We start from the raw sequence: 14,143 nt of genomic DNA on the forward strand, positions 1-14,143 counted from the left end.
TAGGTAATATTGCAATTAATTATCAATTGTTATGAAACCTCCAATGGTGTTGCTGTACCTGAAATTGAAAGAGAAAGAGCGATCGCTGCTTGAATAAACCCTTTAAATAAAGGATGAGGGCTACTGGGGCGTGATTGAAATTCTGGATGGAATTGGCAAGCAAGAAAGAATGGGTGCTTGGGTAATTCCACAATTTCAACTAAGCGTCCATCGGGAGAAGTACCACTGATCGCGTAGCCAGACTTTAACAATAAATCGCGGTAAGCATTGTTGAACTCATACCGATGTCGATGTCGTTCATAAATCACATCTTCTTGATAAAGCTTAAAAGCCAGTGTGTCAGGAAGAACACGACAAGGATATAGCCCTAAGCGCATTGTACCCCCTAAATCGACTACTTCCTGCTGTCCTGGCAATAAATTAATTACCGGATCGGATGTATGAGGGTCAAATTCAGCACTATTAGCGCCTGTTAATCCCCCTACGTGCCTAGCCCATTCAATCACAGAACATTGCATACCCAGGCATAAACCCAAAAAGGGAATTTGGCGATCGCGCGCGTATTTAATCGCGGCAATTTTGCCATCCACCCCCCGAACCCCAAAACCTCCCGGCACAACTATGCCATCGACACCTTTAAGATAAGTTTCGGCTGATCCAGTTTCCAAATCTTCTGAATTTACCCAACGCAGACGCAGTTTGCCATAAGTAGAAATTGCTGCATGGTTTAATGCTTCCACCACAGATAGATAAGCATCACTTAACTGCACATATTTACCAACAATGGCAATTTCTAGCTCATGCTTGGGACTATGTAACCGTTTTACCAGGGTTTGCCACTGCGTCAAATCTGGTTTGCGTTGTTCCATTTGCAGCAAGTTCAGCACTTGTTCTGCCATTCCTTCCCGTTCTAGATTTAGCGGTACTTCATAGATACTTTTGGCATCTTGAGAAGTGATAACGCATTCTTCTGGCACATCGCAAGAGCCAGACAATTTCTGTTTTAATCCCTTGGGTAAGGGGCGATCGCTCCGACAAACTAAAATATCTGGTTGAATGCCAATGGATCTGAGTTCTTTAACTGAATGCTGTGTTGGCTTAGTTTTCATCTCACCCGCAGAGGCAATCCAGGGTACTAGAGTTACGTGCATATACAGCACATTCTGCCGTCCTACCTCTTTGCGGAACTGGCGAATTGCTTCCAAAAATGGTAATGATTCAATATCTCCCACCGTACCACCAATTTCTGTAATTACTACAGATGGGTTTGTACTTTTAGCAACTCGCAGAATTCGCTCTTTTATTTCATTAGTAATATGAGGAATAACCTGTACGGTGCCACCATTGTAGTCTCCGCGTCGCTCTTTATTGATAACTGCCTGGTAAATTGAGCCAGTAGTTACACAATTCAACCGCGACATTGAGGTATCGGTAAAGCGTTCGTAATGCCCCAAGTCCAAATCTGTTTCTGCGCCATCCTGGGTAACGAATACTTCCCCATGTTGAAAGGGACTCATTGTGCCAGGATCGATATTGATATAAGGGTCAAGTTTGAGAATCGACACTGAATATTCGCGCGACTTGAGCAAACGCCCTAGACTTGCTGCTACAATGCCCTTACCAATACTGGAAACTACGCCCCCAGTTACAAAGATAAACTTAGTCATACTAGTTTGAATTTCTAACACTAAAAATACATCCCGTCATTGTGCCACAGTTATTGTGGTGTAATCTTCTGTGATTTGCTGTGAAAAAACTTCTAGGACTAGTAATATTAGGCTTTATTCTCTCCTCCTCCATAGCATTGGCACAGCCATCTCTTATAGTCATTTTTCCCGAAACAAATTACCAGACAAGTGCCGAAAAAATCTTCTTTCTGGGCACTGCACCACCAGATGGTCAGGTTTTGATCAATAGTAAGCCAATTACCCGCAGCAAAGCTGGTCATTTTTCCCCTAGTTTACCGTTGCAGTTGGGGGAAAATTTTTTTACTGTGCGTTACCACAATCAAGAACTCAAGATTGAAGTGACAAGGCTTACCACTGATCCTGAACTACCACAGGGGTTAGCTTTTGCTAAAGATTCCCTAACTCCCGCAGTTGACATTGCCACACTACCGGGAGAGCTAATTTGTTTTAGTGCGTTAGCGAAGCTCCCCGAAGGGATCGCACCCCCTAAAGCTAGCGTATCTGTTAAGTTGGCTAATCAAACTATTGCCCTTCCACTCCAACCTCAACAGGCACAACTACCAAGTAATTTGGCAGCTTTGACAGGGCAAAATCAGCCTTATGCCCAGTCTAGCGTAGGCAATTATAAAGGTTGCACCACAGTGGCAACAGCCGCCGATCTGGGACAACCTCAGTTTCAACTAACGCTCAATGGTAAGACGATAACTCAACCAGGAACTGGTAAAATTCAAATCCTCTCAAGAGCAGAGTTGCCAGTTTCTGAGGTTACAGTAGAGTCAGGCGTGGCTCGCACTGGCCCAAGCACCGATTATTCTCGACTTACACCACTGCCCAAAGGCACACGCGCAACAGTAACAGGTAGGGAAGGTGAATGGTTGCGCCTAGACTATGGCGCTTGGATTAATAGTAAAGAAACGCGCATTTTACCTGGTGCAGTTGAGCCACAGACAATAATTCGCAGTGTCGGATACCGTCAACTCCCTGGTGCGACAGAGATAGTTTTCCCCTTGCAAGTTCCCGTACCTGTGAGCGTGCAACAAAGTGAGGGTGCGATCGCTCTCACTCTCTACAATACCACTGCCCAAACAGACATTATTCGCCTGGATGATGACCCCCTAATTTCTCGCCTAGATTGGCAACAGGAAGCTCCAGAACAAGTAAAATACACCTTTAACCTCAAAAAAGCTCAACAGTGGGGATATAAGCTGAGATACGACGGTACAACCCTGGTTTTGGCTTTGCGTCATCCGCCGAAAATTGGTAACACAAGACGCAAGCCTTTAGCTAATCTCAAGATTGTACTAGATCCTGGGCATGGAGGTAAAGAAACTGGTGCCAGTGGCCCAACTGGATATTTAGAAAAAGATTTGAATTTGGTGGTATCGAAGTTGCTGCGGGATGAATTGGTGAAGCGAGGAGCAACGGTAGTGATGACACGGGAGGACGATCGCGAACTTTCTTTAGCAGAACGTCAAGCAATTATCAGTCAAGAAGAACCTGCGATCGCTATTTCAATACACCACAATTCTTTACCCGATGATGGCGATGCCGAAAAGATCAAGGGATTCGCCGCCTTTTGGTATCAACCGCAAGCCCAGAACCTGGCAATATTTTTACAGAAGTATGTAGTTAAAAAAATCGGCAAACCTTCTTATGGTGTGTTTTGGGATAACCTGGCGCTGACACGTCCAACTGCTGCGCCATCAGTGTTGCTGGAATTGGGTTTTATGAGCAATCCCAATGAATTTGAGCAGATAGTGAACCCAGAGGTACAGAAGAAAACGGCAAAGGCGATCGCTCAGGGGATTACTGAGTGGTTTAGGAGTGTGAGATAAATTTAGAGAGAGATTGAGATAACTGATGAAGTTTTGCATTTTATTTAATCCACGTTCTTTAGGACTTTAGTGGTGGATTTTTAAGCAGCCTTTGTGCTTATTACAAACTCATCAAATTTAATGAGACAGACTACTAGTGGCCTGTCCCATTAATTTTGCGGGGCTGCGAGATCCCCAACTTCTTCAAGAAGTCGGGGATCTGAACACCACGAACCTCTGAAAACTTTTGTAAATCGCCACTCAACAGTCGCTTTTTATTAATTTATGTTCTGCTACCAAGCTGTGATTTCAGATTTTAAAATTTATTGATTTAGGATGCGTCAATTTAAACATTGGCGAGAAAGAACTGCCATATTTAACCATACCATGTTCAAAACTGTAATGTTCTAGTCTTTTGAAAATTATTCTAGCTTCTTCAGTTTTTCATTTAATGCTGACTCTAATCATTGCGAATTCCGAATTTTTAACAACACTTCTATAGCCAATAATTGGAGTTTTAGTTGATTTTCAAGAATATTTGGAAATAAAAACTTATAGTACACGGACTTACTATAAATTTCTTGATTATTTTATCAAAAGCTGTGAGCATCGGTAATTTATTGGGCAATCTAAAGATAACGTAGAATTTCTTCTTACCAAACTATGCCATTAAGGAGCTAACCCTTGATCCGAGCAAACTCCAGCCTATCAGCATCTAACAGAGAAAATCATCCCTCACGAAATTTACTAATTCGATTTATTCTTGGTAGCACTACCCTTATAGTCAGTATTTCTGCTTATTTCAGCTATCAAGCCGCTAGAAATATGATGCTCAAAGATTTGAGACAGAGCGCTTTTTTAGAGGTACAGAGAGGAGGTGCCGAAATTCAGCAGTGGTTATACGTTCGCCAAGTGGAGGTAGAAACCCTGGCGAATACTTCAACTGTACGTTCCTTAAACTGGTCTGTGGCAGAACCTTATTTAAAGGCAGAAGTCAAGCGAATCAATGAATTTTTCTTGTTCCAACTAGCTAGCCCAGATGGTTCATATTCCAATACAAAAGTTGGTCGAGCAAATAAAAATATTCGAGATCGAGACTACTTTAAAAAAGCAATTGCAGGAAAGAGCAACATTTCCGATCCCTTCATTAGCCGTTCTACAGGAATTTCTTTAATTGCGATATCCACCCCGATTTGGTCAAATTCTGCTAGCAGTAGTTCACCGATAGGGACTTTCCACGGCAATGTGAGAGTCGATCACATTGCAGAGGTTGTCAACTCCCTGCACTACGGTGCTAATAGCTATGCTTTTGCTCTCAATTCCCAAGGACAAGCCATCGTCCATCCGAACTCGGCGTTAATGTCAACCTTAGAAAAACCTGCACCCAGCCTGCTGAAAATTGGCGATCGCAATTTAAATGCGATCGCCTTGAGGATGGTAAATAAACAACAGGGAATTGAGTTAATGGAAATTGACGGCACTAAAAAGTATGTAGCTTATCTGCCGTTGCAAGCCGCTAATTGGTCTGTGGCTTTGGTGATTCCCCGCCAAAATATCGAATCTCGATTGCAATTTCTCGATTTAATCGCCTTAATTGTTGGTGGATTGACTCTCACCATGATTACCGTCTTATGGCAAGTGCAAGCATTTGAACAAACTCAACTGAAAAAATCTAAAGCTGCGGCTGATACAGCCAACCATGCTAAAAGCGAATTTTTAGCCAACATGAGTCATGAACTACGAACGCCCTTGAATGGCATTCTCGGTTGTGCTCAAATTTTGCTGCGTTCCCCAGCTTTACCTAATCAAGAGCAATACCATGTCAATATTATTGAACAATGCGGCTCTCATCTGCTGACTTTAATTAATGATATTTTGGATCTCTCCAAAATTGAAGCAAAAAAGCTAGAACTGCATCCTTATGATGTGCATTTCCCATCTTTTCTGCAAGGAATTGTCGAAATATGCCAGATTCGGGCAAAACAAAAAGGCATTTTGTTTATCTATCAACCTGCGATTAATTTGCCTACAGGGGTTCATGTTGATGTCAAAAGATTACGTCAGGTGCTATTGAATCTGTTGGGAAATGCCATCAAATTTACAGATGAAGGTCAGGTTACTTTCAATATTGAAGTAATCGATCAACCTCCTAGTGGCCAGACAGTAAAACATCGCCTTCGCTGCACTGTAGAAGACACGGGAATTGGGATAACTGGAGTAGAATTGAGCCAAATTTTCTTGCCATTTGAACAAGTAGGTGATAAAAAGCGCCAAGCTGAAGGTACAGGGCTGGGTTTAGCTATTACTCGGCAGTTAGTACAGATGATGGGTAGCGATATTCATGTTAAGAGTCAGATCGATCAAGGGAGTAGCTTCTGGTTTGAGTTGGAAATTCCCGAAGCTACTGACTGGGTAGAATCTGCGGGAACTGCATCAGAAAAACAAATCATTGGCTTTGAGGGTAGCCCCTACACCATCCTGATGGTTGACGATCGCTGGGAGAATCGCACAGTGATTACAAACTTACTGCAACCACTGGGTTTTAATGTAGTTGAAGCTAGCAACGGTAAAGAAGGTTTAGAAATAGCGATCGGCCTCAAACCAGACTTAATCATCACAGATTTGCTGATGCCAGAAATGGATGGGTTTGAATTAATTCAACATCTGCGTCACACTCCAGAAATTAAGGATGTATTGATTATCGTTTCTTCTGCTAGTGTCTTTGAAACAGACAAACATCGCAGTCTTGAAGCTGGAGGTAATTCCTTCTTGAGCAAACCTATAAAGGTAGATGAATTATTGCATCAACTACAACAATATTTAAATTTGGTATGGATTTATAAGCAATCTCAGCCTGATGGAGAAAAAGCCAAAGAAGTAACCACAGCAAATAGCCAATCTGCTCAATTAACTCCTCCTTCCCCCCAAATCTTGCAAGAACTAGTCACCTTAGCCAGTAAAGGTAACTTCAATGGCATTCTCAAGTGGGCCGATCAACTGGAGGAAACAGACACAAACTTCGCGCCATTTGCTAATGAAATAAGGCAACTAGCAAGGCAATTTGATGAAGATTTAATCCTCAACTTCTTGACTCAATATGCAATGGAAAAAGTATGAAAACTACTATTGAAGACCAGAATAATTCTATCAATTACGCTCCTTCGAGGGGAATTGTCTTAGTCGTTGACGATAACCCTGCCAATTTACAAGTTTTATCCAGCTTTTTGGATCAGTCTAGCTTTGAAGTTTGGGCAGCACGCAGTGGTGAAAAAGCCCTTCAGCGATTAGAAAATGATGATTTACCTGATTTAATCTTGCTGGATGTAATGATGCCCGGTATAGATGGTTTTGAAACCTGTAAACAGCTAAAAAGCAATCCTCGTGTCCAAGATATTCCGGTCATTTTTATGACAGCCCTTTCAGAAACTGCTGATAAAATCAAAGGTTTGCAATTGGGAGCCGTAGACTACATTACCAAACCTTTTCAGCAAGAAGAAGTCCTAGTGCGGATCGAAAATCACCTAAAATTGAGAAAATTGACGAAAAGCTTAATTGCTAAAAACGCCGAATTAGAACTGACTCAAACTCAACTTATACAAGCAGAAAAGGTAGCAGCTTTAGGCCAAATCACAGCAGGAATTGCTCATGAAGTTAATAATCCCATCAATTTTATAGCTGGCAATTTAAATTTTGTTGAACAGTATGTACACGAGGTAGTTAGTTTACTGCATCTCTATCAGAAATATCTACCCGATCCACCAGATGAAGTTCAAACTGCGATTCAAAAAAGCGACCTTAACTTTTTGTTAGATGATTTATCTAAAATTATTCAATCCATGCAAGTTGGTACAGATCGCGTTACAGAAATTGTGTCATATTTAAACAATTTCTCGCGCCACAGAGAAGCGGGTAAAAAACTAGCTAACTTGCATGAAGGGTTAGAAAGTACCTTACTCATTCTCGGACATCGCTTTAAATATAATGCTCATCACCCAGCTATCCAATTAGTGAAAGAATATGGAAATTTGCCACTTATTGAGTGCTTTCCTGGGGAAATTAATCAGGTTTTTATGAATTTAATTTGTAATGCGATCGATGCAATCGAAGAAAAAAATAAAAATAAAGACATTGATACAATTTATCAAAATCCTGGAGTTATTAAAATTACAACTGAGGCAAATGGAGAGCAAGTTATTTTAAAAGTTGCGGACAATGGACTAGGTATAAATAATAATGCCAAAAACACAAAAATATTCGATGCTTTTTACACAACAAAACCCGTCGGTAAAGGAACAGGGCTAGGTCTATCTATTGCTTACCAAATTGTGGTTAATAATCATCACGGCAAGCTCACATACGATTCCAAACCAGGTGAAGGCATAGAGTTTATCATTGAACTACCCATCCGATAACAATTTAAAAAAGGTTTGTAGTCAGGACTTTACTCCTCACTACGAACTAATTTCAATATTTTTTATATTACTTAACTTACTTTGGTTTATTCTCGCCTACTTACGTATAGATTTATCGTAAGGGGATGGCATTGTCATGCCCCTACCAGCGTATTTGTATCTAAAGTGAAATCGTATAACTAACGAATATTCACTTCTAGCAGATATTTTTCTACCTGAATGTATTGAATATTAGGGGTTGATTTTTTAGAGATAAATGAACTTTTAATTTGTGCAGAAGCTACCTTTTGATAATCAATCAGCAGGCGTTGTTTTTGAGTATATTCATTCAATTTGACTTGAGCTTGAGCATAAACTAGAGTATCGTTGGGAATATTTTGAAGAAATTTTACAGCATGATCAAAATCACCAACAAATGCTTGTTTATAGGCTTTCTGTAAAAAGTAAGCTGCTCTAATCTGCCGCTTTCGATTGTATTCAGCTAACTTGTCTTGAACTAAAGCACCTGCACGACTTTCTTGAGGAATTTGCCGCAGATATTGTAATGCAGCAGAAAAATCTTTTGTATCGGCACTTTCGTAAGCTTTTGCTAATAAATACTGCGTCTGTGCTTCAATATTGACGGATGCTTGCTGAACTAGTTTATTTGTTTTAGATTGCCAATATGAAATATTTGGAATTTTAGCAACAGCATGAATAACATCTGACCATTTGCTCTCATTAAAAGCTGTTTGAGCTATTTGGTATTGCTGTGCAGCTACTTGCCATTGCTCTTGCCATTTTTCAATTGTGGCTTGCGCTTCTGGATAAACATTGCTATGGTGGGGAATTGATTTAGCGAGTGCGATTGCTTCTTCTAAATCTCCTGCTTGATATTCTTGTGTGGCTTTAGATAAAGTTTCTGTTTCTGAGTATGCAGGTGCAGCACGAATTAAAGAATATACACCAAATCCCATCACTAAAGAATTAGCCGCCAGCCCTACTTTCATTCCTGTTAATAACGGAGATAATTTCCTAGATGTAGGATTATCATCTTCAATCGCCGCCTTGATCAAAAATCGATCATCTGCTTCTAATATTTCTGGTGACTGATCCCATGTTATTTGTTTAACTACCCGCAGCACCTCACTCGCAGACTGAAAGCGGTTTTGATAATCGTAGCGGATCATTTGGCTGAGAACAGCAGCTAGATAATCGTTAACTGGCGTGTTTTCAGAACGCCAAACAATTTCATTAGTATAAGGATCAGCTTTTAATTGTAGTGGTTCTAACCCTGTTAAAGCCTGGATCGCAATCATACCCAAAGCATAAATATCACTGTTGGGCTGTGTTTGTCCAATAAATTGCTCTGGCGGTATATATCCTAATGAAGTGACAGGAATTCTATAAATGGGCAATTGGGCACCTATACCAAAATCGATAGACTGAATTAAGCCAAAGTCAATCAAAGCTAACTTGAAATCACTATTACGTCTGATCAAGTTTTCTAGTTTGATATCGCAATGAATAACGCCGTGAGAATGAACAAATTCCAGAATATCTAAGACATCTATCAGAAATTTTACAACTTCCCTTTCATTCCATAGACATCCCCATTGTTGAGCAATGGCTAATTCCCTAGTCAGAGGATATCCTTCAATCCATTCTTGGACTAAATAAAACTGGTCGTTTTCTTCAAAGCAGGCGAGAAATTCAGGAATTTGGTCATGGCTTCCCAAAAGCTTCAGGGTTTGGGTTTCAGTCTGAAACAGTAATCTCAGCATCTCCAAGTAGCCAGAGTCGGAACTGCTAACTTTAATCTGCTTAACAACGCATTTGAGATTCTCTGGATAATCTACATCTACAGCTATGTATGTTTGTCCAAACACCCCTGCACCCAGGCTTTGGATAATTTGGTAACGCCCTTGTAGTAATTTACCGATTATGTGGTTGGTCATGACCTGGTTACTCAGTAAGTCCTTTTATTTACTTTTTCTGCCATTCCCTGCTGTTTCCGGAATACTTTAGAAATAAATAAACAGAGTTTTGATACCTTAAATATAAGTTTAATTTTTAAGTATTTTTACGTAGACAAATATAATTTTTTTTAAAATTCGTATCTTTTATTTCATTAATTATTTTCGATAAAATTCATGCAAAAACGTCTGATGTGCAACCTGAGTTACCTTTGATTTATGAATAAATAAGTTTAAATTTTAAAATATTTGTTGCCTTTCTCAACCGCCCTGAACTGAAGTTCATGGCTAATAGCTCAAGTTTACTGAAGTAGACTAAAAATTTTTGGGGATATTTAGTCATCAAGAGATGATAGCTATAATAGAAGGAACTTTAGTTCTTTCCAAGACAACGAGTTTTATTTAACATAAACTGTAATTATCCGTCAGTAATTTAACAAAAATAAATATTGCCTTCCTATGTTTCCGTATCTTCCTCAACCACCTCAGATTTATCTTGTAACGGCTTCACCACCCGGGCGATCGCTTCTTGAATAAAAGCCTTAATAAATTCATCTCTGCGATTAATTTGAAACTGTCGCTGGACAACTTCTGTCATTCCACCATCACCCCAATCTTGGTCATGACGAAAATATTCAACAAAACTTTTACCAGCAATTCGCGTTAAATAAGCTGCTGTCACGCCTTGAATTGCTCTACCAATAATAAAGGTGGCAACATTGAGTTGCAAAGCTGTAGATAATAATTCAATCGCTCCTTTAACAATGCCTAAACTGGCGATGGTTTTCGCTAAAGAAAGGGCTAACTCTCGTCCGCGTTCCATATTCAATTCACAGCCGTAAACTCTGCCAATTTCCACAACCATTTGAGCATTAACAGCTGCTGTCGCTAGTAAATCTACGACTGGGATAGGCGTAACTGATACTACACCAGCCCCAATCCACTGAAAGCGTTCTACTATTTTGTCAGCTTGACGGCGACGCTGGCCATCAATGAGTTTTCGCGCTTCGTCTCCCAATCGCAGAGATTGTAAAAGAATATTATCTGCTACCAAATCTTCACCTTCGGCGCGTAAAACAGCAGCCATGCGCCGCAGCAAAGGGACAATATCGGGTTCCGGCTGGAAGGTTTCGCCAGTTTCTAGTTTGGCAGATTGGGGATTAGCAGCGATCGCCACTACATCATTAGTAGTAATAAATCCCCGTACCCGTTGACGCAACCTTGCAAGGATGGATTCTTTATCTTCATCTGTATATAAATCAGTTTTGTTGAGAACTAAGAGCGATCGCTTCCCAATTTCTGCTAATCCCCGCAACGGTTCATATTCTGAGCGTCGTAAGTCATTATCTACCACAAACAAGAGTAAATCTGCTTCCGTCGCCAGTTCTCGCGCCATTTGTTCCCGTTCCGTTCCCGCCACTCCCGCTTCTAAAATCCCTGGCGTATCCGTAATTAAAATCTTGCGTTCTAATCCCTTCAACCGCAGACAATAGGTTTCTCCAACCTGGGTTGTACCCATCGGTGCATCCACTTGACCGACCATGCGTCCCATAATCGCATTAACTAGGGAAGTTTTGCCAGCGCTCCCCGTACCAAATACTACTACTTGAATTTCACCCCGTGCTAAGTTCGCTTCAATCTCTCGTGATTTACTTAATAAAGCTTGGCGTGCTACTTCATCTTGAATTTGCCCTACCTGTTGGCGCACAGCTTGGAGAGTTGTAGAAGCAGCATCAGATTTAGCAGCAGGAATTTGCGCCGCAGTTACTCGCTTTGGGTTGCGGCGCGATCGCTTTTCCCCAGATTGAATCACCAATACATAATACACAAAAGCGGCAACCAAGGCTCCAATGAGGACAATCAGCAGCAACAGCAGCAAATTGCCTAGCAACGGCGAATAGGACAATTGCCAATAGAGGCGCGATAGGGAATCAATTAGCCATAGGGCTAGCCCCAAAATGACGATCAGACCAACAATCAGCGTTACTATGCGTGACAGAGGCATGGCTGGGAAATATTAGTGGATATTCAGTAGGCAGATGCTTCTGATCTTAATAGTTTCAGTATTTTTTACCAGAGTAGTCAGAAGCAGCTTTTGATTCAACTAAGAACGCTCATCTGCTTGACTAACAAAATTTTAAATCTCGCACTGCGTTTCTATCCCGCCTCGGAATGAATTCCGAGTCTCATATCAGCCCTGAACTTCAGTTCTGGGCGGGATGTCGTTCAGAAGAAAGATACTTGTAATTTTCATAGTTTCAGTATTTTTGACTAGGGTAGAAAAAATTTTATCCCTGAAATCACCATTGTCAGAATGATTTGGTGATACTGCGAATTGCAGACAATGGCTCTGGTATTTCACCAGAAAATCAGAAAAAGATATTTGATACATTTTTCACAACCAAACTACGAGGGATTGGTACTGGTTTGGGGCTAGCGATCGCCTATCAAATTGTGGTAGAAAAACATCAGGGTAAAATTACTTGTCAATCTGAGTTAAATCGAGGTACAGAGTTTGTGTTGGCTTTGCCTAAAGCAGGTATCCTTTAACCAATTATCATCCTTCAGCTAGTAGCTTTTGAAATTTTATTCGTTCATTATGAAGCTCGCGTGGTTTAATTTTTTAGTGGACTAATGCCAGTTTTGGCAAGATTTTTGAGAACAAAGAGAGAAAACTTATGGGACTTTTCGATCAAATTCTTGGTGCCGTTGCTAATCCCAATCAACAAGGCAGCTTAGGTCAATTGGGAAGTATTGTTAACAGTGTAGAACAGTTGAGCGCTCGCACTGGCACAGACCCTTCTACCATCCAATCAGTTTTGTCAATTGTCGGTAGTCAAGTGCGTTCTGCTTTACAACAAAAGCAAGCCACAGATGGTAATGAAGCCACACAAACTCTAGTTAATCAATATGCCGGTACTTCACCTAACCCCGAAGCCGTCAATTCACTATTTTCTCCTCAAATACAACAACAGGTAGCTCAGGTTGCAGCCGAACGGACTGGATTAGATGCTGGTATAGTTCAACAATTGCTGCCTTTAGCAGTACCTTTGGTGCTGAATTTTTTGCAATCAGGTGCAAATGCTCAAAATCCCCAAGCTGGCGGTAATTCTGTACTAAATTCCTTCTTGGATGCTGACGGCGATGGTGATGTCGATATCGCTGATGCCATTCAAATGGCAAGTCGGTATATGCAAAAGTAACACTTATTAAACCCCACTCCCACTCCCAACTCCCAACTCCTAACTCCTAACTCCTAACTCCTAACTCCTAACTCCTAACTCCCCACTCCCCCAAACATCGGCAATTAGCCCTTGCTAGATGTTTAGCTAAAGCATAGGCTGAGAAGATAGAAAATTTGTAAATTTGTAAATAGATATCAGACAGTCTATGGCTAAACTTTTTGACTGTATTACTGAAGAACTGCAAGACTTTATTACTGCCCAACACCTTTTCTTTGTTGGCTCTGCACCCTTGAGTCCTACGGCCCATGTTAACCTGTCTCCTAAAGGTTTAGGCTGCTTTCGCGTCCTCTCTCCCAACCGAGTAGGTTATGTAGACCTTACAGGCAGTGGTAACGAAACATCAGCCCACTTACAAGAGAATGGGCGGATAACTTTTATGTTTTGCGCCTTTGAAGAACCTGCGCGTATCCTCCGGCTTTATGGCCAAGGAAAGACGATTTTACCGAATTCTCCAGATTGGGACTCTCTTTACTCTTTGTTTGTGCCGATTCCTGGAACTCGTCAAATTATCATCGCTGACATTGACAAAATCCAGACTTCCTGTGGTTTTGGCGTACCACTTTATGAATATCAAGGTGAGCGCCAGACTTTAGTAAACTGGGCTAGTAAAAAAGGCGAAGAGGGAGTTCGAGAATTTCAACAGCAGAAAAATCTCCTCAGCATTGACGGTTTAGCCACACCACTGAGTAAATTACTTTAAATTTTACAATGCTTAAGACCTTTTAGGATCGGTGTCACCACCAATTATTACTTGTAACAAGTTACCTAGTAAAGAGAAAAACGCCGAAACTAACACTATCAGCATTAGACTAGCAAGGGCAGCAAAAGGAGAGATGATGAATAAGAGTAAGAGCGCAAGGATCAAAATCGTTAGTAATGTTTTATTCATCTTTTTTCAACTTTAACTAATTCGGCGGAATTCCCCATCCGTCTCTAGCTCAGGGGATGGATAGCCGGGGGACGACGAAAACACCTCCGACTAACATTAACCGCAGGTTAATTAAGAAGTGGGGTGGTTGAGAAGTCGCC

Annotated in this window: 8 protein-coding genes and 1 pseudogene; 6 read left to right on the plus strand and 3 right to left on the minus strand. The window is 41.0% G+C overall.

What is annotated here, in order from left to right; genetic code table 11:
- Positions 1-29: 29 nt before the first annotated feature.
- Complete coding sequence (locus tag V7K32_RS13495; protein ID WP_334993934.1) at positions 30-1,667, minus strand: CTP synthase; 1,638 nt, start codon at positions 1,665-1,667, stop codon at positions 30-32.
- 80 nt (positions 1,668-1,747) lie between these two features.
- On the opposite strand from V7K32_RS13495, the gene V7K32_RS13500 reads away from it, so the two are divergent.
- The 3 genes from V7K32_RS13500 to V7K32_RS13510 all read left to right on the plus strand — a co-directional run bounded on the left by V7K32_RS13500 (position 1,748) and on the right by V7K32_RS13510 (position 7,914).
- Positions 1,748-3,523 carry an N-acetylmuramoyl-L-alanine amidase gene (locus V7K32_RS13500; RefSeq protein WP_334993936.1) on the plus strand — a complete coding sequence of 592 codons (1,776 nt, stop codon included), beginning with the start codon at positions 1,748-1,750 and terminating at the stop codon, positions 3,521-3,523.
- A 663-nt stretch (positions 3,524-4,186) separates the two neighbouring features.
- A complete protein-coding gene (locus V7K32_RS13505) occupies positions 4,187-6,619 on the plus strand; it encodes a hybrid sensor histidine kinase/response regulator (protein ID WP_334993938.1) in 2,433 nt (810 codons plus the stop codon).
- Positions 6,616-7,914 carry a hybrid sensor histidine kinase/response regulator gene (locus tag V7K32_RS13510; RefSeq protein WP_334993940.1) on the plus strand — a complete coding sequence of 433 codons (1,299 nt, stop codon included), beginning with the start codon at positions 6,616-6,618 and terminating at the stop codon, positions 7,912-7,914. The genes V7K32_RS13505 and V7K32_RS13510 overlap by 4 nt, the downstream gene beginning before the upstream one ends.
- A 179-nt stretch (positions 7,915-8,093) precedes the next feature.
- Here V7K32_RS13510 and V7K32_RS13515 read toward each other — a convergent pair whose 3' ends face one another.
- On the minus strand, positions 8,094-9,851 hold the full coding sequence (locus V7K32_RS13515) for a serine/threonine-protein kinase (RefSeq protein ID WP_334993942.1): 1,758 nt from the start codon (positions 9,849-9,851) through the stop codon (positions 8,094-8,096).
- Positions 9,852-10,326: 475 nt separating this feature from the next.
- Entirely contained in the window at positions 10,327-11,874 is a 1,548-nt protein-coding gene (locus V7K32_RS13520; protein WP_334993944.1) for a YcjF family protein, read from the minus strand.
- A gap of 308 nt (positions 11,875-12,182) precedes the next feature.
- Between V7K32_RS13520 and V7K32_RS13525 the strand changes: the two are divergent.
- The 3 genes and pseudogenes from V7K32_RS13525 to V7K32_RS13535 form a co-directional block, all read left to right on the plus strand.
- Positions 12,183-12,419 (plus strand): annotated as a pseudogene (locus tag V7K32_RS13525) (sensor histidine kinase); the annotation flags it as partial.
- Positions 12,420-12,547: 128 nt separating this feature from the next.
- Positions 12,548-13,072 (plus strand): DUF937 domain-containing protein, encoded by a 525-nt coding sequence (locus tag V7K32_RS13530; protein WP_334993946.1) that lies wholly within the window; start codon positions 12,548-12,550, stop codon positions 13,070-13,072.
- A 187-nt stretch (positions 13,073-13,259) separates the two neighbouring features.
- The gene (locus V7K32_RS13535; RefSeq protein WP_334993948.1) at positions 13,260-13,814 is read left to right on the plus strand and encodes a pyridoxamine 5'-phosphate oxidase family protein; all 555 of its coding nucleotides are present in this window, start codon (positions 13,260-13,262) and stop codon (positions 13,812-13,814) included.
- Positions 13,815-14,143: the final 329 nt, after the last annotated feature.

The sequence above is a fragment of the Nostoc sp. genome (assembly GCF_036917635.1).
In the GTDB taxonomy this organism is placed as follows: Bacteria; Cyanobacteriota; Cyanobacteriia; order Cyanobacteriales; family Nostocaceae; genus Nostoc.